Annotated in this window: 29 protein-coding genes and 1 pseudogene; 18 read left to right on the plus strand and 12 right to left on the minus strand. The window is 63.7% G+C overall.

Translation table 11 applies throughout. From position 1 onward, the window contains the following. Positions 1–73 precede the first annotated feature (73 nt). From gpmI to RBH26_RS05850, 3 genes are all read left to right on the plus strand, one after another. Positions 74–1,645 (plus strand): 2,3-bisphosphoglycerate-independent phosphoglycerate mutase, encoded by a 1,572-nt coding sequence (gpmI, locus tag RBH26_RS05840; RefSeq protein WP_306757189.1) that lies wholly within the window; start codon positions 74–76, stop codon positions 1,643–1,645. A 68-nt stretch (positions 1,646–1,713) separates the two neighbouring features. After that, entirely contained in the window at positions 1,714–1,887 is a 174-nt protein-coding gene (locus RBH26_RS05845; protein ID WP_306757191.1) for a hypothetical protein, read from the plus strand. Between the two features lie 254 nt (positions 1,888–2,141). Continuing rightward, positions 2,142–3,425: an O-acetylhomoserine aminocarboxypropyltransferase/cysteine synthase family protein gene (locus RBH26_RS05850; protein WP_306757193.1), complete on the plus strand. Its 1,284-nt coding sequence runs from the start codon at positions 2,142–2,144 to the stop codon at positions 3,423–3,425. Positions 3,426–3,542: 117 nt separating this feature from the next. Here RBH26_RS05850 and RBH26_RS05855 read toward each other — a convergent pair whose 3' ends face one another. After that, a complete protein-coding gene (locus RBH26_RS05855) occupies positions 3,543–3,743 on the minus strand; it encodes a hypothetical protein (RefSeq protein WP_306757194.1) in 201 nt (66 codons plus the stop codon). Between the two features lie 193 nt (positions 3,744–3,936). Between RBH26_RS05855 and RBH26_RS05860 the strand changes: the two genes are divergently transcribed. Beyond that, entirely contained in the window at positions 3,937–4,461 is a 525-nt protein-coding gene (locus RBH26_RS05860) for a DUF5813 family protein (protein WP_306757195.1), read from the plus strand. 48 nt (positions 4,462–4,509) lie between these two features. Here the strand turns inward: RBH26_RS05860 and RBH26_RS05865 are convergent, their stop codons facing one another. Further along, a complete protein-coding gene (locus tag RBH26_RS05865; RefSeq protein WP_306757197.1) occupies positions 4,510–4,740 on the minus strand; it encodes an Lrp/AsnC ligand binding domain-containing protein in 231 nt (76 codons plus the stop codon). A gap of 120 nt (positions 4,741–4,860) precedes the next feature. On the opposite strand from RBH26_RS05865, the gene RBH26_RS05870 reads away from it, so the two are divergent. Continuing rightward, a complete protein-coding gene (locus RBH26_RS05870) occupies positions 4,861–5,580 on the plus strand; it encodes a TrkA family potassium uptake protein (RefSeq protein ID WP_306757198.1) in 720 nt (239 codons plus the stop codon). Further along, positions 5,580–5,810 (plus strand): Lrp/AsnC ligand binding domain-containing protein, encoded by a 231-nt coding sequence (locus RBH26_RS05875; RefSeq protein ID WP_306757199.1) that lies wholly within the window; start codon positions 5,580–5,582, stop codon positions 5,808–5,810. Before RBH26_RS05870 ends, RBH26_RS05875 begins: the two co-directional genes overlap by 1 nt. A 99-nt stretch (positions 5,811–5,909) precedes the next feature. Here the strand turns inward: RBH26_RS05875 and tmk are convergent, their stop codons facing one another. Then, positions 5,910–6,509, minus strand: a complete 600-nt coding sequence (tmk, locus tag RBH26_RS05880) for a dTMP kinase (protein WP_306757200.1) — start codon at positions 6,507–6,509, stop codon at positions 5,910–5,912. A 103-nt stretch (positions 6,510–6,612) separates the two neighbouring features. Between tmk and RBH26_RS05885 the strand changes: the two genes are divergently transcribed. The 4 genes from RBH26_RS05885 (at position 6,613) to cofG (ending at position 10,970) form a co-directional block, all read left to right on the plus strand. Beyond that, positions 6,613–7,533 carry a complex I NDUFA9 subunit family protein gene (locus RBH26_RS05885; protein WP_306757201.1) on the plus strand — a complete coding sequence of 307 codons (921 nt, stop codon included), beginning with the start codon at positions 6,613–6,615 and terminating at the stop codon, positions 7,531–7,533. 233 nt (positions 7,534–7,766) lie between these two features. Next, positions 7,767–8,942 carry a tubulin/FtsZ family protein gene (locus RBH26_RS05890; RefSeq protein WP_306757202.1) on the plus strand — a complete coding sequence of 392 codons (1,176 nt, stop codon included), beginning with the start codon at positions 7,767–7,769 and terminating at the stop codon, positions 8,940–8,942. Positions 8,943–9,047: 105 nt separating this feature from the next. Beyond that, a complete protein-coding gene (cofC, locus tag RBH26_RS05895; RefSeq protein ID WP_306757203.1) occupies positions 9,048–9,725 on the plus strand; it encodes a 2-phospho-L-lactate guanylyltransferase in 678 nt (225 codons plus the stop codon). Between the two features lie 66 nt (positions 9,726–9,791). Beyond that, positions 9,792–10,970: a 7,8-didemethyl-8-hydroxy-5-deazariboflavin synthase subunit CofG gene (cofG, locus tag RBH26_RS05900; protein ID WP_306757204.1), complete on the plus strand. Its 1,179-nt coding sequence runs from the start codon at positions 9,792–9,794 to the stop codon at positions 10,968–10,970. A 116-nt stretch (positions 10,971–11,086) separates the two neighbouring features. Here cofG and RBH26_RS05905 read toward each other — a convergent pair whose 3' ends face one another. Next, positions 11,087–11,236: a hypothetical protein gene (locus RBH26_RS05905; protein ID WP_306757205.1), complete on the minus strand. Its 150-nt coding sequence runs from the start codon at positions 11,234–11,236 to the stop codon at positions 11,087–11,089. Between the two features lie 330 nt (positions 11,237–11,566). Beyond that, a complete protein-coding gene (cofH, locus tag RBH26_RS05910) occupies positions 11,567–12,949 on the minus strand; it encodes a 7,8-didemethyl-8-hydroxy-5-deazariboflavin synthase subunit CofH (protein ID WP_306757206.1) in 1,383 nt (460 codons plus the stop codon). A gap of 161 nt (positions 12,950–13,110) precedes the next feature. Between cofH and RBH26_RS05915 the strand changes: the two genes are divergently transcribed. The 4 genes from RBH26_RS05915 (at position 13,111) to RBH26_RS05930 (ending at position 15,392) form a co-directional block, all read left to right on the plus strand. Beyond that, positions 13,111–14,130 (plus strand): phosphoribosylaminoimidazolesuccinocarboxamide synthase, encoded by a 1,020-nt coding sequence (locus tag RBH26_RS05915; protein ID WP_306757207.1) that lies wholly within the window; start codon positions 13,111–13,113, stop codon positions 14,128–14,130. Positions 14,131–14,311: 181 nt separating this feature from the next. Then, complete coding sequence (locus RBH26_RS05920; protein ID WP_306757208.1) at positions 14,312–14,524, plus strand: hypothetical protein; 213 nt, start codon at positions 14,312–14,314, stop codon at positions 14,522–14,524. A gap of 277 nt (positions 14,525–14,801) precedes the next feature. Next, the gene (locus tag RBH26_RS05925) at positions 14,802–15,074 is read left to right on the plus strand and encodes a ubiquitin-like small modifier protein 1 (RefSeq protein WP_306757209.1); all 273 of its coding nucleotides are present in this window, start codon (positions 14,802–14,804) and stop codon (positions 15,072–15,074) included. 132 nt (positions 15,075–15,206) lie between these two features. Beyond that, positions 15,207–15,392, plus strand: a complete 186-nt coding sequence (locus RBH26_RS05930; RefSeq protein WP_306757210.1) for a hypothetical protein — start codon at positions 15,207–15,209, stop codon at positions 15,390–15,392. 155 nt (positions 15,393–15,547) lie between these two features. Here the strand turns inward: RBH26_RS05930 and RBH26_RS05935 are convergent, their stop codons facing one another. Beyond that, positions 15,548–16,855, minus strand: coding sequence for an acetamidase/formamidase family protein (locus tag RBH26_RS05935; RefSeq protein WP_306757211.1), 1,308 nt, complete (start codon positions 16,853–16,855; stop codon positions 15,548–15,550). Positions 16,856–16,858: 3 nt separating this feature from the next. Between RBH26_RS05935 and RBH26_RS05940 the strand changes: the two genes are divergently transcribed. Beyond that, positions 16,859–17,269 (plus strand): DUF2267 domain-containing protein, encoded by a 411-nt coding sequence (locus RBH26_RS05940; protein WP_306757212.1) that lies wholly within the window; start codon positions 16,859–16,861, stop codon positions 17,267–17,269. On the opposite strand, the gene RBH26_RS05945 is transcribed toward RBH26_RS05940, so the two are convergent. After that, positions 17,192–18,142, minus strand: coding sequence for a formyltetrahydrofolate deformylase (locus tag RBH26_RS05945; RefSeq protein ID WP_306757214.1), 951 nt, complete (start codon positions 18,140–18,142; stop codon positions 17,192–17,194). The two genes, RBH26_RS05940 and RBH26_RS05945, sit on opposite strands and share 78 nt — an antisense overlap. Positions 18,143–18,330: 188 nt before the next feature. On the opposite strand from RBH26_RS05945, the pseudogene RBH26_RS05950 reads away from it, so the two are divergent. After that, a pseudogene (locus RBH26_RS05950) lies at positions 18,331–18,636 on the plus strand (NAD(P)-binding domain-containing protein); the annotation flags it as partial. Positions 18,637–18,700: 64 nt separating this feature from the next. On the opposite strand, the gene RBH26_RS05955 reads toward RBH26_RS05950, so the two are convergent. The 4 genes from RBH26_RS05955 to RBH26_RS05970 form a co-directional block, all read right to left on the minus strand. Further along, a complete protein-coding gene (locus RBH26_RS05955) occupies positions 18,701–18,853 on the minus strand; it encodes a C2H2-type zinc finger protein (RefSeq protein WP_306757218.1) in 153 nt (50 codons plus the stop codon). A 247-nt stretch (positions 18,854–19,100) separates the two neighbouring features. Continuing rightward, positions 19,101–19,358: a hypothetical protein gene (locus tag RBH26_RS05960; protein WP_306757219.1), complete on the minus strand. Its 258-nt coding sequence runs from the start codon at positions 19,356–19,358 to the stop codon at positions 19,101–19,103. A 52-nt stretch (positions 19,359–19,410) separates the two neighbouring features. Beyond that, positions 19,411–19,635: a hypothetical protein gene (locus RBH26_RS05965; RefSeq protein WP_306757220.1), complete on the minus strand. Its 225-nt coding sequence runs from the start codon at positions 19,633–19,635 to the stop codon at positions 19,411–19,413. A gap of 11 nt (positions 19,636–19,646) precedes the next feature. Further along, positions 19,647–20,942, minus strand: coding sequence for a GTP-binding protein (locus RBH26_RS05970; protein ID WP_306757221.1), 1,296 nt, complete (start codon positions 20,940–20,942; stop codon positions 19,647–19,649). 172 nt (positions 20,943–21,114) lie between these two features. Here RBH26_RS05970 and RBH26_RS05975 point away from each other — a divergent pair, with 172 nt between their 5' ends. Then, entirely contained in the window at positions 21,115–22,812 is a 1,698-nt protein-coding gene (locus RBH26_RS05975) for a nucleoside recognition domain-containing protein (protein WP_306757222.1), read from the plus strand. 45 nt (positions 22,813–22,857) lie between these two features. Here RBH26_RS05975 and RBH26_RS05980 read toward each other — a convergent pair whose 3' ends face one another. Next, positions 22,858–23,289, minus strand: coding sequence for an SHOCT domain-containing protein (locus RBH26_RS05980; protein WP_306757223.1), 432 nt, complete (start codon positions 23,287–23,289; stop codon positions 22,858–22,860). A 187-nt stretch (positions 23,290–23,476) separates the two neighbouring features. On the opposite strand from RBH26_RS05980, the gene RBH26_RS05985 reads away from it, so the two are divergent. Continuing rightward, a complete protein-coding gene (locus tag RBH26_RS05985; RefSeq protein ID WP_306757224.1) occupies positions 23,477–24,712 on the plus strand; it encodes an FAD/NAD(P)-binding protein in 1,236 nt (411 codons plus the stop codon). Positions 24,713–24,782: the final 70 nt, after the last annotated feature.

Raw genomic sequence — 24,782 nt, forward strand, 5'->3', positions numbered from 1 at the left:
AACGCGGCCTTCGTGTTCCGGCACCCGCTCGAACAACGACAGCTAGTTACGACAGGGGGGCAACCCGTCGCACATGGACGCTGCGTTGATCATCCTCGACGGGTGGGGACTCGGCGAGGAGACGAGTAGAGACGCCGTCGATGCGGCCGAGACGCCGAACTTCGATCGGCTCGCGGAGACCGGCGCCGACGGAACCCTCGAGGTAGCGGGCCGACGCGTCGGCCTTCCGGAAGGGCAGATGGGCAACAGCGAAGTCGGCCATCTCAACATCGGCGCCGGCCGCGTCGTCTACCAGGAGTACACCCGAATTTCGGACTCGATCGCGGACGGCTCGTTCCGGGAGAACGACGCGATCAACGCGGCCTTCGACCACGCACGCGAGAACGACGGTCGCGTCCACTTCCTCGGACTCGTCAGCGATGGCGGGGTCCACTCCGATCACGAACACCTCCACGCGCTAATCGAACTGGCCGCCGACCGCGACGTCGAGGCCATCACCCACGCGTTTACCGACGGGCGGGACACCTCGCCGGCCGGTGGCCGAGAGTACCTCGAGACACTCGAGTCGGTCGTCGACGAACACGGGACGGGCCACGTCGCTACGGTCTCGGGTCGATACTACGCGATGGACCGCGACCAAAACTGGGAGCGAACGAAACGCGTCTACGACGCCATCGTCCACCGCGAGGCGGACTACGAGGCGGCATCGGCCGTCGAGGCCGTCGAGCAGTCCTACGACCGCGACGTGATGGACGAGTTCATCGAACCGACGCTCATCGAGAGCGAGGCACGTAACGCCTCGGAGGGCGAACGGCGAAGCCACAAGCAGGACCGGTCGGCGCTCGAGGACGGCGACTCGGTCGTCTGGTTCAACTTCCGCTCGGATCGCGCCCGCCAGCTGACGCGGATGCTCGCCGACATCCGTCCGGAGGACTGGGCCGACCAGTTCGAGACCGAGCCGCCGGAGACGGAGGTCGTGATGATGACCCAGTACGACAAGACGTTCGATCTCCCGATCGCGTACCCGCCGAACCAGCCGAAAAACGTGCTTGGCGAGGTGCTTTCCGATGCCGGCAAGACCCAGTTGCGCATCGCCGAATCCGAGAAGTACGCCCACGTCACTTACTTCCTCAACGGCGGCCGCGAGGTCGAGTTCGACGGCGAGATCCGCGAGATCGTCGAGAGCCCCGACGTTCCGACCTACGACCAGCAACCGGAGATGAGCGCCCCCGAGGTCACGGACACCGCGATCGACGTCATCGAGACCGAGGATCCGGAGACGCTCGTGCTCAACTACGCCAACCCCGACATGGTCGGCCACACCGGCGACTACGAGGCCGCGATTACGGCCGTCGAGGCCGTCGACGAACAGCTGGGACGGCTCACGGACACGCTCGAGGAGTACGGTGCACACGTCGTCGTGACCGCAGATCACGGTAACGCCGACGATATGGGGACGCCGGAGGATCCCCACACCGCCCACACGTACCACGACGTTCCGTTCGTCTACTGTGCACCCGATGGGACTGACGGCGGACGGACGGTCCGTGAAGGTGGGACCTTGGCCGACATCGCGCCGACGCTGCTCGAGTTGATCGACGTCGACCAGCCACCGGAGATGACTGGCGAGCCGTTGCTCGAGTAGTCGGTTCGTCGTTGCTGTCACAGAACTTCTCGAGAAGGCTTATTAGAGTGCGAGGAACAGTACCGATAATGAGTGGCAGTATGCCAAACACGGCAGTAGAGGGCGGCGAACGAAAGACGGAGATCAAACGGGCGATGTACATTCTGATCGTCTGGATCAGCGTCGCCATCTTGGCAGGGATCCTCCTGGTGTTGCTGAGCGATCAGTTCGCGTCGCTCATCAGCCTCGGTGGCACAGTCTGAGACGGACTGCTGTAACGATGTACTGCCGATCGCCAGGACGGATTCGGCGATCGGCGGGAATTGACTACGGGAGACCGTAGACCACCCTCGTTATACTTCCGGACAAAAGTCAGTAAACACCCGATCGCGCCTCGACGCCTGTCGCGTTCCGCGACAGCGTCTCGAGTGCGATCGGTGTGTGCATCGTTTTGTCCGGTAGTATTAGCATCCAACACCTCACGCTTTTACGTCAACCACGTACAACGAAGACACGTATGAGCGACGACTCCGACAACGAGTTCGCCACGAACAGCATCCACGCCGGCCAGGAAGCCGACCCGACGACGGGTGCACGCGCGCCGCCGCTGTATCAGACGACCTCCTACGAGTTCGAGGACACCGACCACGCCGCCGCGCTGTTCGGCCTCGAGGAGCCCGGCAACATCTACTCGCGGATCATGAACCCGACGAACGCGATGTTAGAGGAACGCATCGCGACGCTGGAAGGCGGTGTCGCCGCGTTAGCGACGTCGTCGGGGATGGCCGCCCTCGATCTCGCGACGTTCATTCTCGCCGACGTCGGGGACAACATCGTCTCCGCGTCGTCGCTGTACGGCGGCACTTACACCTATCTCACCCACACCGTCGCGAAACGCGGTGTCGAGACGACGTTCGTCGACACCTTAGACTACGAGGCCTACGAGGAGGCAATCGACGACGACACCGCGTTCGTCCACCTCGAGACGATCGGCAACCCCGCGCTGGTGACGCCCGATATCGAACGTATCGCGGACATCGCCCACGACCACGACGTGCCGCTGTTCGTCGACAACACCTTCGCGACGCCGTATCTCTGCCAGCCGCTCAAGCACGGCGCGGACCTGGTCTGGAACTCGACGACCAAGTGGATCCACGGCGCCGGTTCGACGGTCGGTGGGATCCTCGTCGACGGCGGCTCGTTCCCGTGGCCGGAGGGTGACTATCCCGAAATCACGGAGCCGAATCCGGCCTATCACGGCGTCAACTTCTACGAGACGTTCGGCGACGCGGCGTTTGCCACCGTTGCCCGGACGCGTGGTCTGCGCGACCTTGGCAACCAGCAGTCGCCGTTCGACGCCTGGGTGACCCTCCAGAAACTCGAGTCGCTACCGCTGCGGATGGAGAAACACTGTGAGAACGCGATGGCCGTCGCGGAGTACCTCGAGGACCACTCGAAGGTGTCGTGGGTCAACTATCCCGGCCTCGAGAGCCACGAGACCCACGACAACGCCAGCGAGTACCTCGACGGCGGGTACGGCGGCATGATCACGTTCGGACTCGAGGGCGGCTACGACGCCGCCGAGACCGTCTGCAACGAGGTCGAACTGTTCAGCTTGCTAGCAAACGTCGGCGACGCGAAGTCGCTGATCATCCATCCCGCGAGCACGACCCACCAGCAACTCACGGAAGAAGAGAAGTTGGCGAGTGGAACCACCGACGACCTCGTGCGTCTCTCGGTCGGCGTCGAGAACGTCGACGACATTATCGAAGATCTCGATCGAGCGATCGAGTCGGCCTGATACGGTCTCCTGGGATCACGTCCCGCCGATCGCCAGAACGGAATCGGCGATCGGCGACACATCGGGACAGCAGTCCGTCTGATACGGAGGGCGAAAACGGACGACGGCGAACGTCGACTACTCGCGGCGTCGGACGGCAGTTCCGTCCCCGTCCTCGGTCGACCGGTCGGCATTCCGCTCGTGATGATCGCGGTCGGGATCCTCTTCGGCCGTCTGGCTCGAGTCGCTGCCGATCGGCAGCCCGCATCCGAGTTCGCCGTCCGTTCCGAGGAGGCGTGCGAATCGGCGGCGTTCGGCGGCGTGTCTGTCGAGACTCATGCCGTCGAAAAACGTCGATATCCGTTGTAGTAATGCGTCCCGTGTCGTTCGGAAACGACGGGCTACAGTCGTGAAACGATCCCGGCGCCGGCTGTCGGTTTCGTCCCCGTAACGGCGCGTTTCGCCGAAACGATCCCGGGGTGTATCACGGACAACGAAACACCCTTTTCGATCACGGCCGTTCGATGTGACGATGACCGACCTTCCAGCGTCCGTCGAACGCGAACTCGAGTCTCACGACGCCTTCGAACCGACCGCGGAGGGCTACGCCCTCACGACGACCGTCTTCGATGCGGCCGTCACTGCGACCGAGGGCGAGGGGAAACGAGACGGCGAGTTCCACGTTACCGTTTCTCTCCCGACCCTCGATGCGGCCGTCGCCAGCGAAACCGTCGCGACGGTCGTCGAAGACGGCTGGTTCGAGACCCTCGAGCGTCGCCTCGAGGACGCCTTTACCGTCGCGAACACGAGCACACACGACGAGCCGACCGTCGACCGCGAAGCCGACGAGGTAGTCGTCACCCTCGAGTACGTCGCCTGGGACGCGGCCGAAGGCGTCGAGGACGCCAAGGCCCTCATCGAGTTCGTCGAAGGGACCTTCGCACAGGGGATCGTCCCCGGATACGAGTACCGTGGGCCGGCGGCGACGCTGCTCGAGAGCGCCCAGAACCGCGGTCAACAGGCCAGCGACGAACGCAGCGGCGGCATGCCGATGTGAGAGTGGCGGCGATCGAAGAAGCGAAACGTTCGGCGGCGTTCGACGACGTTAATCGAGGGCGATGTACGTCTTCGTGTCGGTGACGCCTTCCAGCGCCTGCACGCCCGAGGAGGCCGACTCGAGGACGTCGTAGACTTCGGGCGCATCGACTTCGGCGATGATGTCGTAGTTGCCGGCGACGATGTGGGCCTCGGAGACGCGCTCGAGGTCCCTGATCGCTGCGAGGAGTCCCTCGGACTTCCCGGCGGCCGTTTTGATCATAATAAACGCGTGAACCATCCCTCTGGTGTGTTACCTCACCACATGACTAAAACCTTTGCCCGATAGCGTCCGCCGACTAGAATAGTCGAATGGTAACTAGGGGCAACCTTATTGACGGGGGCGAGCGTACCACCGAGCATGCGGTTCGTGATTATCGGGGCCGGACGGGTTGGTCTGCGTACAGCGCGTGTCCTCCGAGACGAAGGCCACGAGGTGACGCTGATCGAACGAGACGACGGACGGATCCGACGCGCTCGCGAAGAGGAGTTTCCCGTCATCGATGGCGACGGCTCCCGCGAAACGATCCTCGAGGAGGCCGGGATTACTGAGGCCGACGCCCTCGGTGCGCTGACCAGTGACTTAAACGTCAACTTCACCGCCTGCATGATCGGCGATCACTACGGCTGCCGGACGGTCATGCGCATCGACGAGGCCTACCGTGAGGGAATCTACCGCAAGTACGCCGAGGAGGTCGACGAGGTGATCTACCCCGAACGCCTCGGCGCTATCGGCGCGAAAAACGCCTTACTGGGCGGAACGATCCGTGCCATCGCGGACATCGCGCCACACCTACAGGTCGTCGAACTGACGATCACCAACGGCGCGCCCGTCAACGGGTACACGATGGGCGAACTAGAACTCCCCGCCGACGCGACTATCCTCGCGTTCGGAAAACGCAACCACCCCCTCGAACTCCCCGATCCGGACCTCTCACTCGAGGATGGCGATCGGCTCGTCGTACTCGCGGACTTCGACGTCTTGAGCGACGTTCGCCAGCTGCTGGTCGGTGAGTCACCGGGCGAAGCGGTTTCGAACGCGGGTTCGGACACGACATCGGGCACTGGAGGTGTCAACTGATGGTTACGGCATTTATCATGATCAAGGCGAACACCGGAGAGGCGGATCGGCTCCGAGAGGACATCGAAGCGATCGACGGCGTTCAGTCGGCCCACATCGTCGCTGGCGACGTCGACCTCATCGCGAAAGCACAGGTCGAGACCCCTGCCGCGGTCAAAGAGATCGCCGCAACTCACATTCAGGGTGTCGACGGCGTCGAGAACACACAGACGTATATCGCGATGGATTAGTAACGGCGTTTTGCGCTGTAGGCGCGGCGGAGCCGCGCCCTCGGCAACGATGAACGCACTCCCCTTCCGTTCGGTCCTTTCGGTCGTGGCCCGACAGTATCACTCGGTAGCGACTGCGTCGGCCAGTATGCCTTCCACTTCGTCGCGGACGGCCGCCTGCGCCTGTGTCGCGTCGACGCGGACGAACCGATCCGGGTGGCGCTCGAGCAGTCGTTCGTAGTTTTCCTGTACCGACTCGAGGTAGTCGACGCGTTCGAACTTGTTCGTCGCGCCTGCGCGTTCGGCGGCGGTTTCGGGATCGACGTCGAGGTAGATCGTCAGATCGGGTGGGATCGAGAACGGCTCGTGGACGTCGACGACGTACTCGAGGGGATCGGCGTCGAGTCTGTCGACGGTCTCGAGGGTCGCGCCCTGGTAGGCAAAGCGGGAGTCGGAGTAGCGATCCGAGATCACGAGGTCGCCGCGCTCGAGGGCGGGTTCGATCACTCGCGACAGATGATCGGCGTGGTCGGCAGTGTAGAGGAACAGTTCCGCCAGGGAGTCGGCGTCGTCGTCGTCGATCGACCGGTAGACGGCGTCGCCGTACCAGGAGTCGTTCGTGGGTTCGCGGGTGAAGACAGCGTCGGGATACCGTTCCTGTAGGCTCTCCCAGACCGTCGTCTTGCCGCTGCCGTCCAGTCCCTCGAGCGTGACCAGCATGCTCGCACCTCGTAGACAGAACTATTTAGGAGTCGCTATCGAGCGTCGGGGCCAAACCACGGAGGCGGCCAGCTATTTATCGTTCGGAATGCATATTACGACTATGAAGGTCCTCGTTGCTGGTGGCACTGGCTTCATCGGTACGAATCTCTGTACGGAACTTCACGAGCGCGGCCACGACGTGACGGCGCTGGCTCGCGATCCAAGCGGCGCCGACCTCCCTGCGGCCGTCGACCGCGCGATGGGCGACGTCAGCGCCTTCGATTCGATCGCCGACACCGTCGCAGGCCACGACGCCGTCGTCAACCTCGTCGCGCTCTCGCCGCTGTACCAGCCCCAGGGGGAAGCCGATCACGAGACCGTCCACCTCGGCGGGACGAGAAACCTCGTCGCCGCCGCCGAGGACGGCGACGTCTCTCGGTTCCTCCAGATGAGCGCGCTCGGGGCCGATCCCGACGGCGACACCGATTATATCCGTGCAAAAGGCAAGGCCGAGACCGTCGTTCGTGAGTCGTCTCTCGAGTGGACGATCGTCCGCCCCTCGATCGTCTTCGGCGACGGCGGTGAGTTCGTCGAGTTTACGAAGCGGCTGACGACGCCGTACGTGACGGGGCTGCCGGGCGGCGGCCAGACGCGGTTCCAACCCATCTGGATCGGAGATCTGGCGCCGATACTCGCGGACGCACTCGAGGACGACGCACACGTCGGCGAGACCTACGAGATTGCCGGACCACAGATCGTCACGCTGGCGGATGCGACGGAGTTGGCCTACGAGGCCGACGGGAAATCGGTCACCGTTCTCTCGGTACCGATGACGGTGACGAAACTCGGACTGTCGGCGATCGATCCCGTCCCGTTTATCCCCTTTGGCGTCGATCAGGCCCGCTCGCTCGAGTTGAACAACACCGTCGTCTCCAACGACGTGACTGCCTTCGGCGTCTCGGAGGACGAACTGACGACGCTTGGCTCCTACCTCGGCGTGACTCGACCCGGCCACGGGGAGTCACAGCGAACGTCGGTGTGATACGGACTGCTGTCCGTCGATCCCGGCGCGACCGCAGGCGGACCGCGGTCGAATAAATATAAAGAATCGGAGTGGATCCGATTCCGACTATCAGTTCTGAGAACAAAATCTCCGAGAAAACGTCGCTTGATTGCGATTTCGTCGACCTAAATGGAGACGTGAAATTCACCTCAACAAAAGACTTATGTCCTTGATCACACTGTTTCCAATCCAACGGAGCCCCCTGACAAACAATGAAGCTGGCGATGATCGGATTCGGACAGGCTGGTGGGAAGATCGTCGATCGATTTCTCGAGTACGACGATCGAACGAACAGCGGGATCGTCCGTGCGGCGATCGCCGTAAACTCCGCGAAAGCGGACCTCATCGGCCTCGAGAATATACCACAGGAGAATCGCGTACTCATCGGCCAGGCCCGGGTGAAAGGCCACGGCGTGGGTGCGGACAACGAACTCGGCGCGGAAATCGCCGAAGAGGACATCGACGAGGTTCAAAACGCCATCGACGCGATCCCGACCCACGAGGTCGACGCGTTCCTGGTCGTCGCCGGCATGGGCGGCGGGACCGGCTCCGGTGGCGCGCCCGTTCTCGCGAAACACCTCAAGCGTATCTATACCATTCCGGTCTACGGACTGGGTGTGCTTCCGGGCACGGACGAGGGCGGTATCTATACGCTCAACGCCGCGCGCTCGTTCCAGACGTTCGTCCGCGAAGTCGACAACCTGCTGGTCTTCGACAACGACTCCTGGCGACAGACCGGCGAGTCCGTCGAGGGCGGCTACGAGCAGATCAACGAAGAGATCGTTCGCCGCTTTGGGATTCTCTTCGGGGCCGGCGAAGTCGGTGACGGCGAGGAGGTCGCCGAGAGCGTCGTCGACTCCTCGGAGATCATCAACACCCTCTCCGGTGGGGGCGTCTCGACGGTCGGCTTCGCCAGCGAGGAGGTCGAACTGAACACGGGCGGTGGCCTGCTCTCGCGGTTTACCGGCGACAGCGGCGGCGACGACCTCGACGCGGCGAACACGACCAATCGTATTACGAGCCTCGTCCGGAAGGCCGCACTCGGCCGACTGACCCTGCCCTGTGAGATCGAGGGGACCGAACGCGCGCTGCTCGTGCTCTCGGGGCCCTCGGAGTATCTGAACCGGAAAGGGATCGAACGCGGACGCAAGTGGCTCGAAGAGGAGACCGGCAGCATGGAAGTCCGCGGTGGCGACTACCCACGCGAGGAGCCCGAAGTCGCCGCAGCAATCTTGCTCTCGGGTGTGACGAACGTCCCGCGGATCAAACGTCTTCAGCAGGTCGCAATCGAGGCCCAGGACAATATCGACGACATCCAGGCCGAAAGCGAGGAGAACTTAGAGGAACTCGTCGAAGACGACGAGGACGAACTCGAGCCGCTGTTTTAGGCTCGGCTTCGTTCGCGACTCGAAGCGCCAGCGACCGCGCTCGTGTCGGGGGGCACGACGGGACAGTCGACGTGTTTTTGGGGCCGTCGAGAGTACGCTCGCCCGATGGAGGTCGTCGTCCCGTTTGCCGCGACGGAGCCAAAGACCCGTCTCGCGGACGTCCTGACGCCCGCGGAGCGATCGACGGTCGCTCGAGCGATGCTCGGGGACGTGTTGACCGCGATCGTCGAGACGGGCCACGAGCCGACGGTCGTCGCGACGGCACCGCTGGATCTTACTGAAGTCGAACTCCCCGACGGCGTCCGTGGGTCGACGGCAGTGACGGTCGACGACCGACCGCTCACCGAGGCGGTCAACGCGCGCTTGCCGGCCGCCCGAACCGACGACTCCGTGGCCGTCGTTATGGCCGATCTCGCGTTGGCGACACCGGACGCACTCGAGTCGCTGCTCTCGAGCGACGCCGACGTCGCCGTCGCGCCGGGCCGGGGCGGTGGTACGAACGCGCTGGTCGTCTCCCATCCCGACTTCCGGGTCGACTACCACGGTGCGTCCTATCTGGACCACTGCGAGATTGCCCGCGACGTCGGCGCATCCCTCGAGACGATCGACTCCTTCCGGCTGGGGACCGACGTCGACGAGCCAGCGGACCTGGTGGAAGTGTTGATCCACGGCACGGAGCCCGCGCGGACGCCAGCCTGCCTCCGGGAGCTGGGATTCGAACTCGACCGTGACGACGGGCGGGTCGATATCGTCCGCCTCGGTGATTCGGTCCGGACGAGGTAGCCCCTGACGAGACGACGCTTCGCCGAAGTGAAGCCCTTATGTGGCGAGCGACGGGACTCCGAGGTAATGGTTCCCGGGGCGAGCGAGTACGGCGTCGATCTCGCAGTCGACGACGCGGCGGTCGAGGAACTGCTTTCGGTAGCACCATCCGACGTCGACGCGCCCGAGGCGTTGACCTTCGCACGAAACGTCTTCGTACCGTTGACGACCGCGTGTCGGTACACCTGTACGTACTGTACCTACTTCGACCCGCCGGGCCAGGCCTCGCTGCTCAGCCTCGAGGAGGTCCGTGACATCTGTCGGCGCGGTGCCGACGCAGGCTGTACGGAGGCGTTGTTTACGTTCGGTGACGACCCCGACGACCGCTACACCGAGATCCACGACCAGCTCGCCGAGTGGGGTCACGATTCGATTCATACCTATCTGCGTGAGGCCTGTGACGTCGCTCTCGAGGAGGGGCTGCTCCCCCACGCGAATCCGGGCGACCAGACCGTAGAGCAGATGGCCGAAGTCGCGGACGTCAACGCCAGTATGGGCGTGATGCTCGAGACGACTGCCGACGTGGACGCCCACGCCGGCCCACGGCGGAAGGAGCCGGGCCAGCGGCTGCAAACGATCGAGAACGCCGGGAAACTCGACGTTGCGTTCACGACCGGCATCCTCGTCGGCATCGGCGAATCCTGGCGCGATCGGGCCGAGAGCCTGCTGGCGATCCGTGAGCTACACGACCGGTACGACCACATCCAGGAGGTGATCGTCCAGCCGGTCGTCAACAACGAACGCTGGGACGAGGGATCGCCCGACCTCGAGACGATGCGCCGGGTGACGGCGATGGCCCGCGCTGCGTTGCCCGAGGAGGTATCGGTACAGGTCCCACCGAACCTCGCTCCTGCCCGCGACCTGATCGACTGTGGCGTCGACGATCTGGGTGGGGTCTCGCCGGTGACCGACGACCACATCAACCCCGACTACACGTGGCCCGCACTGCGCGAACTCGAGGGGATCGCCGACGCCGCCGACCTGCCGCTTTACGAGCGACTGCCGGTCTACGAGCGGTTCCTCCCCGCTGACCTGCGAACCGACGGCTTCGACGGCGTGGCAGCCGATGGCACGGCCGGCGCCGCGGACACACGGAACCCCGACGCCGATCGGAAGTGGCTCTCGGCGACGATTCGCGAGGCACTCGAGGGCGACGACACGGCCGGGCGACGGTACCGGTCGGTCCTCGAATCAGCCGGGCGCTGATACTGTCGGACCGAGTCAGTAAACCGCCGGTCGCGAATTCGCGGCCATCGCCCACGGGGACGGCCGTAGTCGCGTGATCGACCGTTGAACTCACTACGCGATACTGCCCGCCAGTATCAGAGGTACGTGGACTCGACGTACCCGTCGTCGAGACTCGCGTCCTCGAAGCTGACACCGATGCGTCCGTTACGACAGATACTTTCGATCGTCGCGATCGCCTCCGTTCGGATCAGATACCCCTGATCGGAAGTACAACTTTCGTACACGATGACGTACCTCGGGACGCGGAGGCGATCGCCCACGGAAACGTCAGTGGTCGATGACTGTGCTGCAGCGGTCCCTGCCATGGTGATGGTTGCAGCAGCGGCGCTAGCGGTCGCTTTCAGGGCGCTCCGTCGACTGATAGATCGTTCTTCGTCTGACATGCGTATTTAGGTACTATAGAGACATAAATAATACATATTATTGGGGCAATAAACTATGGGTCAGATAATAATAAATATATGTAATTTGGATTTTACTAACTCTGTCGATCAAGAATAAAGAAGGGATGGTCGGTTCTGGCGATCGGCGGCAACTCGGGACAGTAGTCCGTATCAGTCGTCAGCCAGGGATACCCGCTCGAGGCGTTCCTCGTCGGTGAGCAGCGGCGTCCCATCTGCGTTCGGTCCGAGCCGTGGCCCGATCGGTGGATCGTCAGGGTCGACGACACGGCGGGTCTCGTAGTCCGTCGAGCGCTCGACGGGGACGCGACCGATCGAGGAGATCAGCTCCACGTAGTCGGCGAACGAACGGAACTCGCCGTAGTCGCCGCCGGCACGTTTGGTGATCTCCTCCGAGAGGATGGTCCCCATGAAGTCGTCGGCGCCGCAGTTCAACATCTTCAGTCCCTGCTCGTCGCCGTATTTGACCCACGACGACTGAATGTGATCGATGTTGTCGAGGAAGAGTCGAGAGACGGCGATCATCAGTTCGTCCTCGTCGGTACTCGCGCCACCAGACACCACGTCGTGTTCGTACAACGGCGTGTTCTGGTGGACGAACGAGAGGGGGACGAACTCCGTGATCGCGCCGTCGACGCGCTCTTGGAGCTCTCGGACTCGCTTGAGGTGGAGCGCACGGTGGGCCTCGTTCTCGACGTGGCCGTACATGATCGTCGCCGTCAGACCGAGCCCGACGTCGGCAGCGGCCTCCATCGCCTCGAGCCACTCGTCGGTGCCGATCTTGCCGGGACAGATGACCTCTCGGACTTCGTCGACGAGGATCTCGGCGGCCGTCCCGGGTACCGTGTCCAGTCCCGCGTCCTGTAGACGGCTGTAGATCTCCCGGTAGGACCAGTCGGTGCCCCGGCGGGCGTGGTAGGCCTCTTCGGGGGTCATCGAGTGGACGTGGACGCCGTCGACGCTCATCGCGTTCATCTGCTCGACGTAGGTGCCGGGATCGGTCGCGTACCGTTCGGGCGGCTTGTAGTTGACCGCCTTCGGATCCGGGTGGGACGCGAGGATCTCGCGGTGTTCCGCATCGAGTGCGAACGCGGGGTGAAGTCCCGAAACCGAGGTGACCTCGTAGATTCCGCGGGAAACGGCGTCGGCGACGGTTTCGCGTGACTGTTCGGGTGTCTTCGTAAAGCCCGCAGTCTCGACCTCGGCGTCGCGCTCGAAGGTGTGTGCGGCGTCTTTGAAGTTACAGAACAGACAGCCGACGTTACACGCGGTCGTGACGTTGTTGTTCAGGTTCGCGACGAAGGTGACCTCCTCGCCGACGACGTCGGCGCGACGGCGGTCGGCGGCCTCGAGGACTCGTTCCTTGCGCCGACGGTCGATACCATCGGTCTCGGTCCCGGTCGTGAGCAACTCGATCGCGTCGGCGACCGTGAGTCGATCGCCTGCGCGTGCCTTCTCGAGTGCGTTCTCGAACGACTGCTCGGTCTCGGGAGTGTGGTCGAACGCGAGGTCCGCCTCGGTCACCGGTCGCTCCATCGACGTATCAATGCCGATACAGCGAGAAAAGCATGGTGGATCCGGTATCGGCCGGCGAACTCGAGATGGACCGGCCGGGCCGATACTGAAACCTTCTTACGGGCCGACCACGGCAACTGAGGTATGAACGGCGGCCGTGGACACGTCCTGGGGTGTCTCGTATGACGAGTGTCAAAGAGTTCCGTATCGACGAGGAAGCGACCGACGAGGAACTCGGGGAGGGCGCGTTCGTCTTCACCGACGCCTACTCGGTCTTCGACTGGGGCCAGATGCCCGATCGCATCCCCGATAAGGGGGCGAGTCTCTGTGCGATGGGTGCCTTCAACTTCGAACTGCTCGAGTCCGAAGGCGTCCCGACCCACTATCGGGGCGTCGTCGACGACGGCGACGTCGTTTCGCTCGCGGAGACCTCGAGTCCGCCCTGGGAGATGGCGATCGACCTCACGCAGGTTCCCGACCTCCCACACGAGGGTCGGAGCTACGACTACGACCACTACCACGAGGCGGCCGGTGAGAACTATCTCGTGCCCCTCGAGATCGTCTTCCGCAATCGCGTCCCCGTCGGCTCGAGTCTCCGACGGCGAACCGAGCCCGCAGATCACGGCCTCGAGTTCGACGAGTGGCCCGAGGAAGCCGTCGATCTCGCGGAGCCGATCGTCGAGTTCTCGACGAAGTACGAAGAGGGCGACCGCTATCTCGACCGCGAGGAGGCCGACGCCATCGCCGGCGTGGCATCGATCGACGACCTCGAGGAGACCGCCCGCGAGGTCAACCGGATCGTCACCGAACAGGCCGAATCTGCCGACCTAACCCACGAAGACGGCAAGATCGAGTGTCTTTACTACCAGGGGGAGATCCGCGTCGCGGACGTCGTCGGTACGTTCGACGAGAACCGCTTTAGCTACGAAGGAACGCAGCTCTCGAAGGAGGTCCTCCGTCAGTATCACAAGCGGACCCAGCCCGACTGGGTCGAGGCCGTCGAGGAGGCGAAAGCCGAAGCGAAACGACAGGACGTTGCCGACTGGAAATCGCTCTGTGACGTAGAGCCGGAGCCACTCGAAGACCACGTCATCGAGACTGCCCGGGACCTCTACTGTGCCGGTGCCAACGCCTACACCGGTCGAGAGCTGTTCGATGCGCCGCCGCTCTCGAGTGCGATCGGCGCCGTTCAGCGACTCTAAGCGGCTCGAGCACCGACTCGAGGGGGTTTCGATCCGTCAGCGTGATACGCGAGATTCACTCGGTTCGTTCGGGAACAGTAGGCATTCTCACTGTTTTATGAACATCGACAGCGAATGGCACACTCGACGTAACAAAGTAACCCTCATATGTCGGGCCGAAAAATCGACGTGGTGACCGACAATGACCCTCGCTACCGGTGGCATCGTCGCAAGCATCGTGCCGTTTGACCCAACTGTCGGAATCACGGTCGCCGCGACCGCCATGTTAGCTGCCTTCATGCTCGCGATGCTGTTTTTTGCGCTCGCTCCAGTGGTCTCCTCGACGTGGGACGAACAGCTGAGTGCGCCGTCGACGCCCGCTAACGCCCGCAGTGCCGAGCCAAGCGACGACTGAGACGGATCCTTGGAACGATTTACCGGCGCAACCCCAGTCCGGGTCGCGGGTGTGCCAGAACCGACGGTAGTAATCCGTCCGAATCGTCGGTTCTTTTCTTTCGTTCGAAAACGGCCGGTCGGTTCTCCCCCGAACCGACGATCGACCTTCGACCCCTGCAAGACTCTTCTCTGTGGCGCTCCCAGTGTCGGACACTACCGACTGTTGTACGTCAGTTCCGTGCAACCGCAGACGGTCGCGGTTGCACCGAGACATCGGTACAGCAGACGTAACATCGATGGAAATCACAGTCTACGGCCCCCTGCGGGCTGCGACCGGTGCGAAGACGGTGACGCTCGACGTCACCGGGACGACCGTCGCGGACGCGATCGACGCGTTCACCGACGCGTATCCGCGGGCGACGAACCACCTCTACGACGGCGACGAGTTGCGCCCGAGCGTTCGGGTACTGGTCGACGGAGACCGTGTGACACTCGAGGATCCGATTTCCGAGACCGCGTCCCTGTCGCTGGTGCCGGCGGTGCAGGGCGGCTCGAGGTCGATGCCGTGACGGGATCGAACTCTCGTCGAGCGAGCCGGAACCTGTACGACATCGGCGTTTGACTCGCTGGTTGACTGTCTGGAGCGCGGACTCGAGCGGGAAGCTTTTTCGCCGCTGGAATGGCCTTTGGCACCAATAACCATGGAATCCCTTCCAGTCCCAGAATCGTGCACGCAGTGTCCACACGTCGACGAGTTCCACAGTACGTGCTCCCATCCGTTTCGCCAGAGTATCGTCCAGACGTTAGCGAAGGAGCGAGACACCTGTCCCGTCTTTGCCGAAGTCAGAGCCGACGCGATGCAGACACTCGAGGAGCGGATCTGCTGATACGGACTGCTGTACTTATGTGCTGCCGATCGCCAGATTGGGGTCGGCGGGACGTGACTCCAGTAGATCGTCTGATACGTCGACTGAAGCGGTAGACGAATTGACCGCGAGAACGGAACGGCGAGAGCCGGCGGTTCCATCCTGGCGGCTCCCGATTATAGGCCGTACTGCTCGCACACCAGGTGGGCGATGCCGCGGTCCTCGAGGACGGAAAGCGGCGCGAGCATGTCGAGTTGGACGACGCCGGGCAACCGACCGATCTGGACGCCGCCGGTGAACGTACACCGCGAACGGACCTCTCCCTCGCTCATGTCGAGCAGTTCGCCCGCGCGATCGAAGGCGTTCTGGGTAGCGTCGTTGACCGTCGCGCCGGAGCCGATCACCTGGATCGGTCCCATATCGTCCGCGAGGTCGACGCCGTGTTCGTCGGCGAGTTCACGGCCCGCCTCGCGTTCCTCGTCGCTGTAGGGTTTGCTGATGAAGGGGAGATCCTCCTCGTTGGGCAGGAGAATCGGCCCGTCGAGTTCGAGACCCTCGATGACCTCGACGTCCATCCGGACGGTGCCAGTGACGTCCGTCGTGTGCAGTGAGAGTTCGCCGTCGCCCTGGTTCGCGTGGAGGTCGCCGACGTACACCCCCGCGCCGTCGACCGCGACGGGACAGATCAGCGTCGCGCCCGCCCGGACCTGCGGGATGTCCATGTGGCCGTCGGTTCGGTCCTCGAGGTCGGCTTCGCTCTCGAGGCCGTAGTCGTGTTCGGCGCCGATGAGATACTGGCCGAAGTCGCCGGCGTTGTGCGAGTCGGGCATCGTAATCGGCGGCGTCGTGCCGACGTTGCCGATGAACGGGCGCAGGCGGCCAAGCGTCCCAGGCATTTCGTCGGGTTCGAAGGCCACGATCGGGTGTTGTCGCGAGTTCTCGGGGATATCCATCACCTCGTGGGCGTCCTCGGCGACCTCGTGGGCGGCGTCCTCGTCGAGGGTGACGCCGACGGCGTGGTCGTCGTCGAACGCGACGGTGTAGCCGTACTCGAATCCGAACGGCGAGGCGTCCGCCCCGCACTCGTCACACCGGACGGCGTCCTCGCCGGTTCCCTCGAGGGTCGTCTCGGGCCAGTCGGTACCACACTCGGGACAGCGACGGTCGACGAACGGGTCGTCGCCGAAGGCGTCCTCGCGCTCGGTCATCGAGCCTGTACTCGTCGCCATGCTCGTTACCTCGACGTCCCGGATGTGGAGAGCAACGGCGTCGCCGACCTCCGCACCTTCGACACGAATCGGTCGGGTGACCTCGTGGCCGCCACGGAACTCGGGTGTGATCATGGGACCCCAACAGGCCGGTGGCGTGTACGTTTCGATCGTTCCACCGTCCGCGACGGTCCCTGCCCACTCTTGATCGGGACCGACGAGACCGAGCGTGTACTGGTCGACGTACAGCTCCTGCTGGATTTCTTGTTGTGACATAACATGCCAAACTACGTCGGTGTCCACGATAAGATTGCTGGTCAGGAGTGCTATAGGTTCTCACAAGTCCGCCGCCGAGCGGGCCGACGACTTGCATCTGAGGGCCCTATTCCGAAATCGGCTCCAGCCGAAGACGCGAGTATACAGGAAAACGAGTTCTACTCGCTCGTCCAGGAGGCCGGCCACCTCGAGTCGATGGACCGCACACAGACAGCAAGCGAAGCCGTCCTCGCGACGCTCGGCGAGACGCTGACCGGCGGTGAGGCCGAGGACGTCGCGGCGCAGTTACCCGGCGAACTGGCGCGGATCCTCGAGGGGGAAGACCCAGTGACGTCGCTACGGTTCCTTCGCGACGACGTCGCCGATTCCGTCGACCGGCCGGTCCGGCGTGTACTCGTCGACTTCCTCGGGTAATCCGAGCTGGTACTCGTCGCCGTTTTCCCGGACCGACGTCCGTCCGCGGTGGACCGAAACGTCGCCGTTCAGATGCAGTTTGACCGCCTCGAGTAAGGCGTCGGCTTCCAGGGGCTGGCCGCGGCGTTTCATTGCCTCGAGGTCGGCGTCGTCGGGGACGTCGAACGCCCGCTGGGTGATGATCGGTCCCTGGTCCAGATCGGTCGTCACGTAGTGGGCGGTGACGCCGGCCACGCGAACGCCTTCCTCGATGGCCTGTCGGTACGCTTCCGCGCCGGGGAACGCCGGCAGCAGGGAGGGGTGGACGTTGATGATCCGGTCCTCGTAGCGGAAGACGACGTTCGGGCTGAGAATGCGCATGTATCGTGCGAGAACGATCAGGTCGACGTCGTACTCCGCGAGCAACTCGAGTAGTTCGTCCTCGTTTTGCTGGCCGCTCTCGTCGCCGATGTCGTGGAACGGAACGTCGTAGTGTTCGGCCAGTGGCTGGAGATCGTCGTGGTTTCCGATGACGACGCCGATGTCGGCGCCGAGTTCGTCGTTGGCCCACGCCTCGAACATCGCCTCGAGGCAGTGGCTCTCTTTCGTGACGAGGACGGCGATCTGCTGGGTCTTGCGGTCGGCGGGGAATCGGACCTGTACGTCGAGATCGAGATCGTCGCCGAGTTCGTGGAGGTCGTCCCGGAGGGTTTCCTCCGTACAGACCATCTCCGAGGTATCGACGGCGAGATACATCCGGAAGACGCCGTCACGAACGGCCTGATCTACGTCCTCGATATTGACTCCGCGCTCGAACAGGAGGCTTGTCACGCGGGCAACCAGTCCAGTGTCGTCGTCTCCGATTACGGTAATTTCGGTGATTTCGGTCGTCATCACAGCCACCTCCGCTCGAGCGAATATCGATGCATTACCCGGAGTTCAGTCTACCTGTGATCAAAAGTCCTGCTTTCCGCCGATGGTTCGGTGTGAGTGAACGTAGCAACGATACGAATTCCGGTATGAGTGTTTGCTAAGAAACGCAGTAGTATTATTAACGATGGTGGGGCTACTGTTACCCCTACATGACGCTACCACGAACGCTCGACGTCGCGGTCGTCGGTGCCGGTCCTGCGGGGATCGGGACAGCAGTCGCACTCGACTCGCTCGAGATCGACTTCGCCATCCTCGAGCGCGACTGTATCGGTGCGTCGTTCCGACAGTGGCCCGACGAGATGCGTCTGTTGACGCCATCGTTTCCGGCCAATGCCTTCGGCGTCCGCGATCTAAACGCAGTCACGACCGACACCTCGCCGGCGCTTGCACTCGACTGTGAGCATCCGACCGGCGACCAGTACGCCGACTATCTCGAGGCCGTCGCTGCCTTCTACCGATGTGCCGGCACGTCCGCAGATGAGTCGTAGGTACGCCGGCACATCGGTAGAAAGGTCCGTGTCAGTGGCTCTCGTGGACGTGGTTCTGGAGCGATCCGACGTCGTCGAACGCCTCGTCACAGACTGCACAGGTGTTGTGATGAAGCGCGACGTGCTGGGTGACACCGGCTGCGGACTCGAAACTCTCGTCACAGGTGGAACAGTTGTATCCCATGTGTTAGTAACACAGAACGCCACACATAAAAAGAGTTGCTAGGAAAGAGCCATCTACTGCGACTATATTTTAACAACTCTGCGGCGGACGGTCATATCCCGTGCTCGAGCGTCGTGGGTTCGGACTGCTGGTCGTGACCGTGTCACGATACAACTGCACGACGATCCGCGGGTACAAAACCGACCGCGAGTCAGGTGAGCCGTAGAACGTGTGTGTACCGTTTAGCGGCCACTCACAGCCGCCGGTATCAGCACAGTTCGTCGGCTCGTCGCCGCAAGGACGGATCGATCGTCGTATCCTCGGCGAGATCCTCGAGTTCGTCGGCCCCGTTACACTCGGCGAGTCCGTTCAGCGCCCGCCGACGGAACTCGCCGTCGAGTCCGCTCATGCGGACGAGGATACCGAGGTTCGTTCGTTCGCCGCGTTCGACCATTCGGTCGATCGCGTCGTATCGGTGCGTGTCGGAAACTGTTGCTTTGACTGCAGTCTGGAACTGTGTTGACATGGGTTTTCGGAGTCGTCTGTCGGTGGTCGCTGTGCTGTTCCCCTCGGGGCGATCAACGAGCGTCGTCCCGTGAGACGAACGCGTCGCCCCACGCCTTGATCCACTGGTCGCGCTCCGAGCCGGCGGTAACCGACGCGTAGATGGTGCAGGTGTCCGGCCGGTAGTCGTTGCGCTCGAGATAGGCCTGGTAACACGGCGAGACGTCGGGCTCAGGCGGATCGCCGTCGGCGTCGGACGTCGGCGGTTCGGTCTCGGTGTCGGTGTCGTGTTCGCTCACGTCCCGTCTTCTTAGTCCGCAAGTCCGATCTCTTCTTGTTCGTCACCTGACTCCGCGCTCGCTCCGTCGGCCGACTCCTCGGCGTCCGCGTCGACGTCAGCTTCCGGCGGCTCGAACGTCGGGAACCGATCCTCGTAGGTCGACCAGTCTTCCTCGAGTTCCTCGTCGGTGAGCAGGCAGTCGGCGAGATCGTTTCGGAGCGATTCGTGATCCATCTCGGTGCCGATCACGACCATGCGGACGTTTCGGTCGCCCCAGCGGTCGTGCCACGTTTCTTCGAGCTGTGGGTTCTCCTCGAGTTGCGCCTCGCGCTCTTCGGGTGGGAGCGCGTCGATCCACGTCCCAGCCGGTGCGACCCGGACCGACTGGCCCGCGACGTTGAGCGTGATCGCTTCGTCTTCACGGCTCGCGATCCAGAAGTGTCCTTTCGATCGGACGACGTTGTCCGGGAACTCGTCGAGCAGGTCCGCGAAGCGTTCGGGGTGGAACGGCCGGCGCGCCTCGAAGACGAAGGAGGTGACGCCGTGTTCCTCCTCGGCAGACTCGTGGGGCTCCTGGAGTTCCTGGATCCATCCGGCCGACTGGCTGGCTTCCTCGAAGTCGAACCGTTCCGTATCGATGATTCGATCGGGATCGATCCGTCCGTGTTCGGTACGGATGATATCGGCGCGGGGCTGGAGGACCTCGAGCGTCGATTCGATCTCCTCGAGGGTCGTCTCGTCGACCAGATCACACTTGTTCAGGGCGAGGACGTCACAGAACTCGACCTGTTCGACGAGCAGGTCGCCGAGATGTTTTTTCGTCCCGTCGTCGTCTAAGATCTCGTCTGACTCCATCGCCTCGTCGAACTGGTGGGCGTCGACGACCGTAACGGTCGTATCGAGGTGACAGCCCTCAAGCGGCTCGATCCCGGTCTCTTCGTAGAACTCCGTGGGATCGAGGTCGGCCTGATCGAAGCCAAGCGTCAGCGTCTGTGCGACGGGGAGTGGCTCGGCGACGCCGGTCGATTCGACGACGATCGCGTCGAACTCCCGCTTTTGGGTCAGTTCGCCGATGGCGTCGAGCAGATCGCCACGTAGCTCACAGCAGATACAACCGTTCGAGAGTTCGACCAGCTCCTCGTCCTCGTCGGCGATATCCGAGGATTCGGCGACGAGTTCGGCGTCGACGTTGACCTCGCCCATGTCGTTGACGAGGACGGCGAGATCCCGGTCGCCGCTCTCGCGCAGCACGTGGTTGAGCGTGGTCGTCTTGCCGGCACCGAGGATACCGGATAGCACCGTGACGGGAATCGAGTTGTCGGACATTCAGTTGCCAATACCGTCTGCAGAATAATAGTAGTTATTATCTTATTCGAGAGTATTATTAACGCGGCGGCGCGAGGGGCGACCCGAGAATGAGCCAGACAGCAGCCGATCATCGGTTGGGAACGGAGCGATCGTTCGAACCGGAGGCAAAGCAGGAGGTGACCGAGACCGAATGACCGACTCGAGTCGGAACCGAGTCGTCCTGATCGGAAAGGAAAGCGTCGGCAAGTCGGCGCTTGCGGCCGGGCTCACTGGCACGACGCCGGCCGTCGAGAACGTCGGCGGGTCGACGGTTTCGAGTGAAATCTATCGGAGTGGTGATCTCGAGGTGATCGATACGCCTGGAATCACCCTCGAGGCCGACACCGAGACGACCCGTGAGGCGCTGTCGGCCCTCGATCGGGCGGAGACGGTGATCCTCGTCGTGCCGGCGACGGACATCGATCGGGATCTCACGGACCTCCTCTCGCTCGTGCAGGGTCGCACGGGCGCGGTGGTCGTCACTCACTGGGATCGAATCGAGGCAACCGACGAGGCACGGGGTGTGATCGCCGATCTCGAGGCGGATCTCGGCGTTCCCGTCGTCCCCGTCGACGCACGGCATCTGGGCCGTGTCGCGGCCGACGGCGGCGCTCGAAATCCGATCGATAGGTCCGGCAGTACCCAAACCGCGCCGAGGGCGGCCGACGGTCGCGACGTCCGCGCGGCACTTCGCTACGCGGACGAACTCCCCGGCGAAACCGGGGTGCAGTCGGGGTGGGAGATCGAACCCTCGAGGCACGTCTTCGAGCGACCGTATCTCGGCCCCATCGCGAGCGCGCTCGTCCTCCTGTTACCGGCGATCGTCGCCGTCTGGTTCGCAAACACCGTCGCGGGCGAACTCGACCCGCTCGTCGGCAACGCGCTCGAACCGGCGATCGTGTGGGCCGAGACGCTACCGGGACCGCTGGCGGCTGTACTGGGCGGTGACTACGGCCTGCTCGCGATGGGACCGTTCCTGTTCGTCTGGGCGCTGCCGACGCTGCTGATCTTTGCGTTGTTCATGGGCGCGTACTCGGCCAGTGGGCTCACGATGCGTGTGACGGCTGCGCTTCACCCGTTTATGCGTCGCGTCGGACTCACCGGCCGGGACCTCGTCCGGGTCGTGATGGGATTTGGCTGTAACGTCCCCGCGGTCACGAGCACTCGCGGCTGTTCGGACTGTACGCGCTGTACCACCATCTCTGCGATCTCGTTCGGGTCGGCGTGTTCCTACCAGTTCCCCGCCACGCTGGCGGTCTTCGCGGCCGTCGGGATGCCCTGGCTCGTCGGTCCCTACCTCGCCGTCCTCGTCGCGTCCACCCTGCTCTACGTCCGCCTGATCGCGCCGCCGGAAGCGCGCAGGACGGACCTCGCCGTCGATCGGCGCACCTTCCTCGAGTGGCCACGCCCGCGTGCGATCTGGCGCGAGGCCCGCAGTTCACTCGCCAGTTTCGTCACGACCGCGCTCCCCGTCTTCGCCGGGATCTGTGTCGTCGCCGCACTGCTCGAGTATCTCGGCGCGCTCGAGCGATTGGGAACGGTGCTCGAGCCGGCGATGGCGGCGTTTGCCCTGCCCGCGGAGGCGGCACTGCCCGTCGTCCTTGCGGCGATCCGAAAGGACGGGATCGCACTGCTGACGGCGGATTCGGCTGGCGTCGCGTCACTCTCGGCTGTCGAGGTACTGGTCGCTGTCTACCTGGCCGGCGTCCTGTTGCCCTGTCTCGTCACGGCGATCACGGTCGCACGGGAAGTCTCGAGTCGGTTCGTCGCCGCGATGCTTGCACGCCAGATCGCCGCGGCGATCGGATTCGCGCTCGTCATCGCGTGGGGCGGACGAGTGCTGTTCTGAGACGAACAGCGACTCTCCTGTCGACACTGATACTGTCGGACAGAACTATTCGACGTCGATCGCACTACTGCGGCCGTCTCCGTCGGCGTCGCGACCGGTCGGGTCTCCGCGATCTTCGAGATAGCGTTCGACGTCGGCGACCGTTTCCGTCTCGAGTAACACCTCGAGTCGGCGTTCGAACTCCGAGTCGGTGAGTTCGCCGTCGGCGTACCGCGTCCGTAGTCGCTCGAGGGCGTCTTCGCGGTTGCTGTCGACTATCTCCGACTCGTCTTCGGCCGTCGCGTCGTCGTCTTCGGTCTGGAGAACCGTCGAGAGCTGTCTCAGGAGGTCGCCACCGAAGACGAACCCGAAGATCGCGAGGATGATCGCGACTGTCGAGTCGATGGCCGCAAGCGCGACGAACGCCACGAGCAACGCGACGATAACGGTGGCCACCGCGGGCGTAATTCCCGCGCCGAGTGAGGCGTTTTCGGCCATAGCATACTATTAGATGCCCAACATAAAAACTCCTGCTCACGGGGGCACCTCGCTGCTTCGGTGCCACGGGACAGTTACGCAACCCCGAAGTGGGAGCTCTACCAACGTTATATGAATACGCAGCTATAGCATAGCAGTAGTTAATAATACAGTAGACTAAAGTAATAACCTACCGTAGCGTGGTCCGATGTACGAGTGCGTTATCGTCGGCGGTGGCATCCACGGCACCTATCTCAGCCAGCGGCTCCTCGAGGACACCGACCTCGAGCGCGAGGACCTCCTGGTCGTCGATCCACACGAACGCCTGCTCGAGTCGTTTCGCCGGAAAGCTGCCGCCTGCGAGATGGAGGAGCTGCGCTCGACGTTCGTCCACCACGTCGGAACCGAACCGTTTGGCCTCGAAACCTTCGCCGAGAGCCGAGATCGAGAGGACGAGCTCCGACCGACGCCGGACTATCCGCCGCGCCCGACGCTGTCGCTGTTTCTCGACTACGCCGACTACGTCATCGATGGGAACGATCTCGATACGCTCCATCGTCGGGCGACCGTCGAGGCGATCCGAGAGCCGAACACCGACGATGGGGCGCTCGTCCTCGAGACGGCCGACAGTCGAGACGAGTCGAGTGAGACAGCCGAGATCCGAACCCGAAACTGCGTCCTGGCGATCGGTCACGGCGGTCGCTACCGACAGCCGTCGTGGGCCGACGGCGTCGATGCGATCGACCACGTCTGGGACGGGTTCGATCCAGGGACCCGGGCCGATGGGACGGTCGTCGTCGGCGGCGGCGTCACCGCCGCACAGCTCGCGACCTGTCTCGCCGGCCGGGAACCGGTGACGCTGTGTACACGACACGAACTCGAGACGGCGAACTCCGAGGCCGATCCGCGCTGGATCAACTGGAACCACATCGAGCGCCACCTCCATCGCCATCCACCCGGCTCGAAGGCACGCCTCGAGACCGTCGGGGAGGCGCGCAACGACGGGACGATCCCGCCGACGCTACTCGAGCGCCTCGAGACAGCCGTCGACGACGGAGCGCTGTCGATTCGCCACGGTGACGTTCGCTCGGCCCGCGACGTCGACGGTCGGGTTCGTCTCTTACTCGAGGACGGGGGCTGTCTGTCGGCCGACCGCGCCGTGCTGGCGACCGGCTTCGCGCCGGTCTTCGAGCATCCGTTCGTCGACCGCGTCGCCGACGAACTCGACCTCGAGCGGGGCTACCGAGGTATGCCAGTGTTAGACGACGAGACGCTCGCCTGGCAGGACTCGAGCGGTCACGCGACGTCGGTGTTTGTCACAGGAGCGCTCGCGGCGGGTACCGTCGGGCCGCTTGCGGGTAACGTCGCCGGCGCGCGGCGGGCGGCCGATCGACTGACGACGGGGATCACCGTCGACGAGCGCCGACCCGTGACTGCCGACTGATACAGCCTGTTGGAACGGGGGGCGTGCGTCCCTGGCTCTCTAGAAAACCGGGCTGTGTTAATTATTAAAC

The sequence above is a fragment of the Natronolimnohabitans sp. A-GB9 genome, assembly GCF_030848565.1.
GTDB lineage: Archaea > Halobacteriota > Halobacteria > Halobacteriales > Natrialbaceae > Natronolimnohabitans.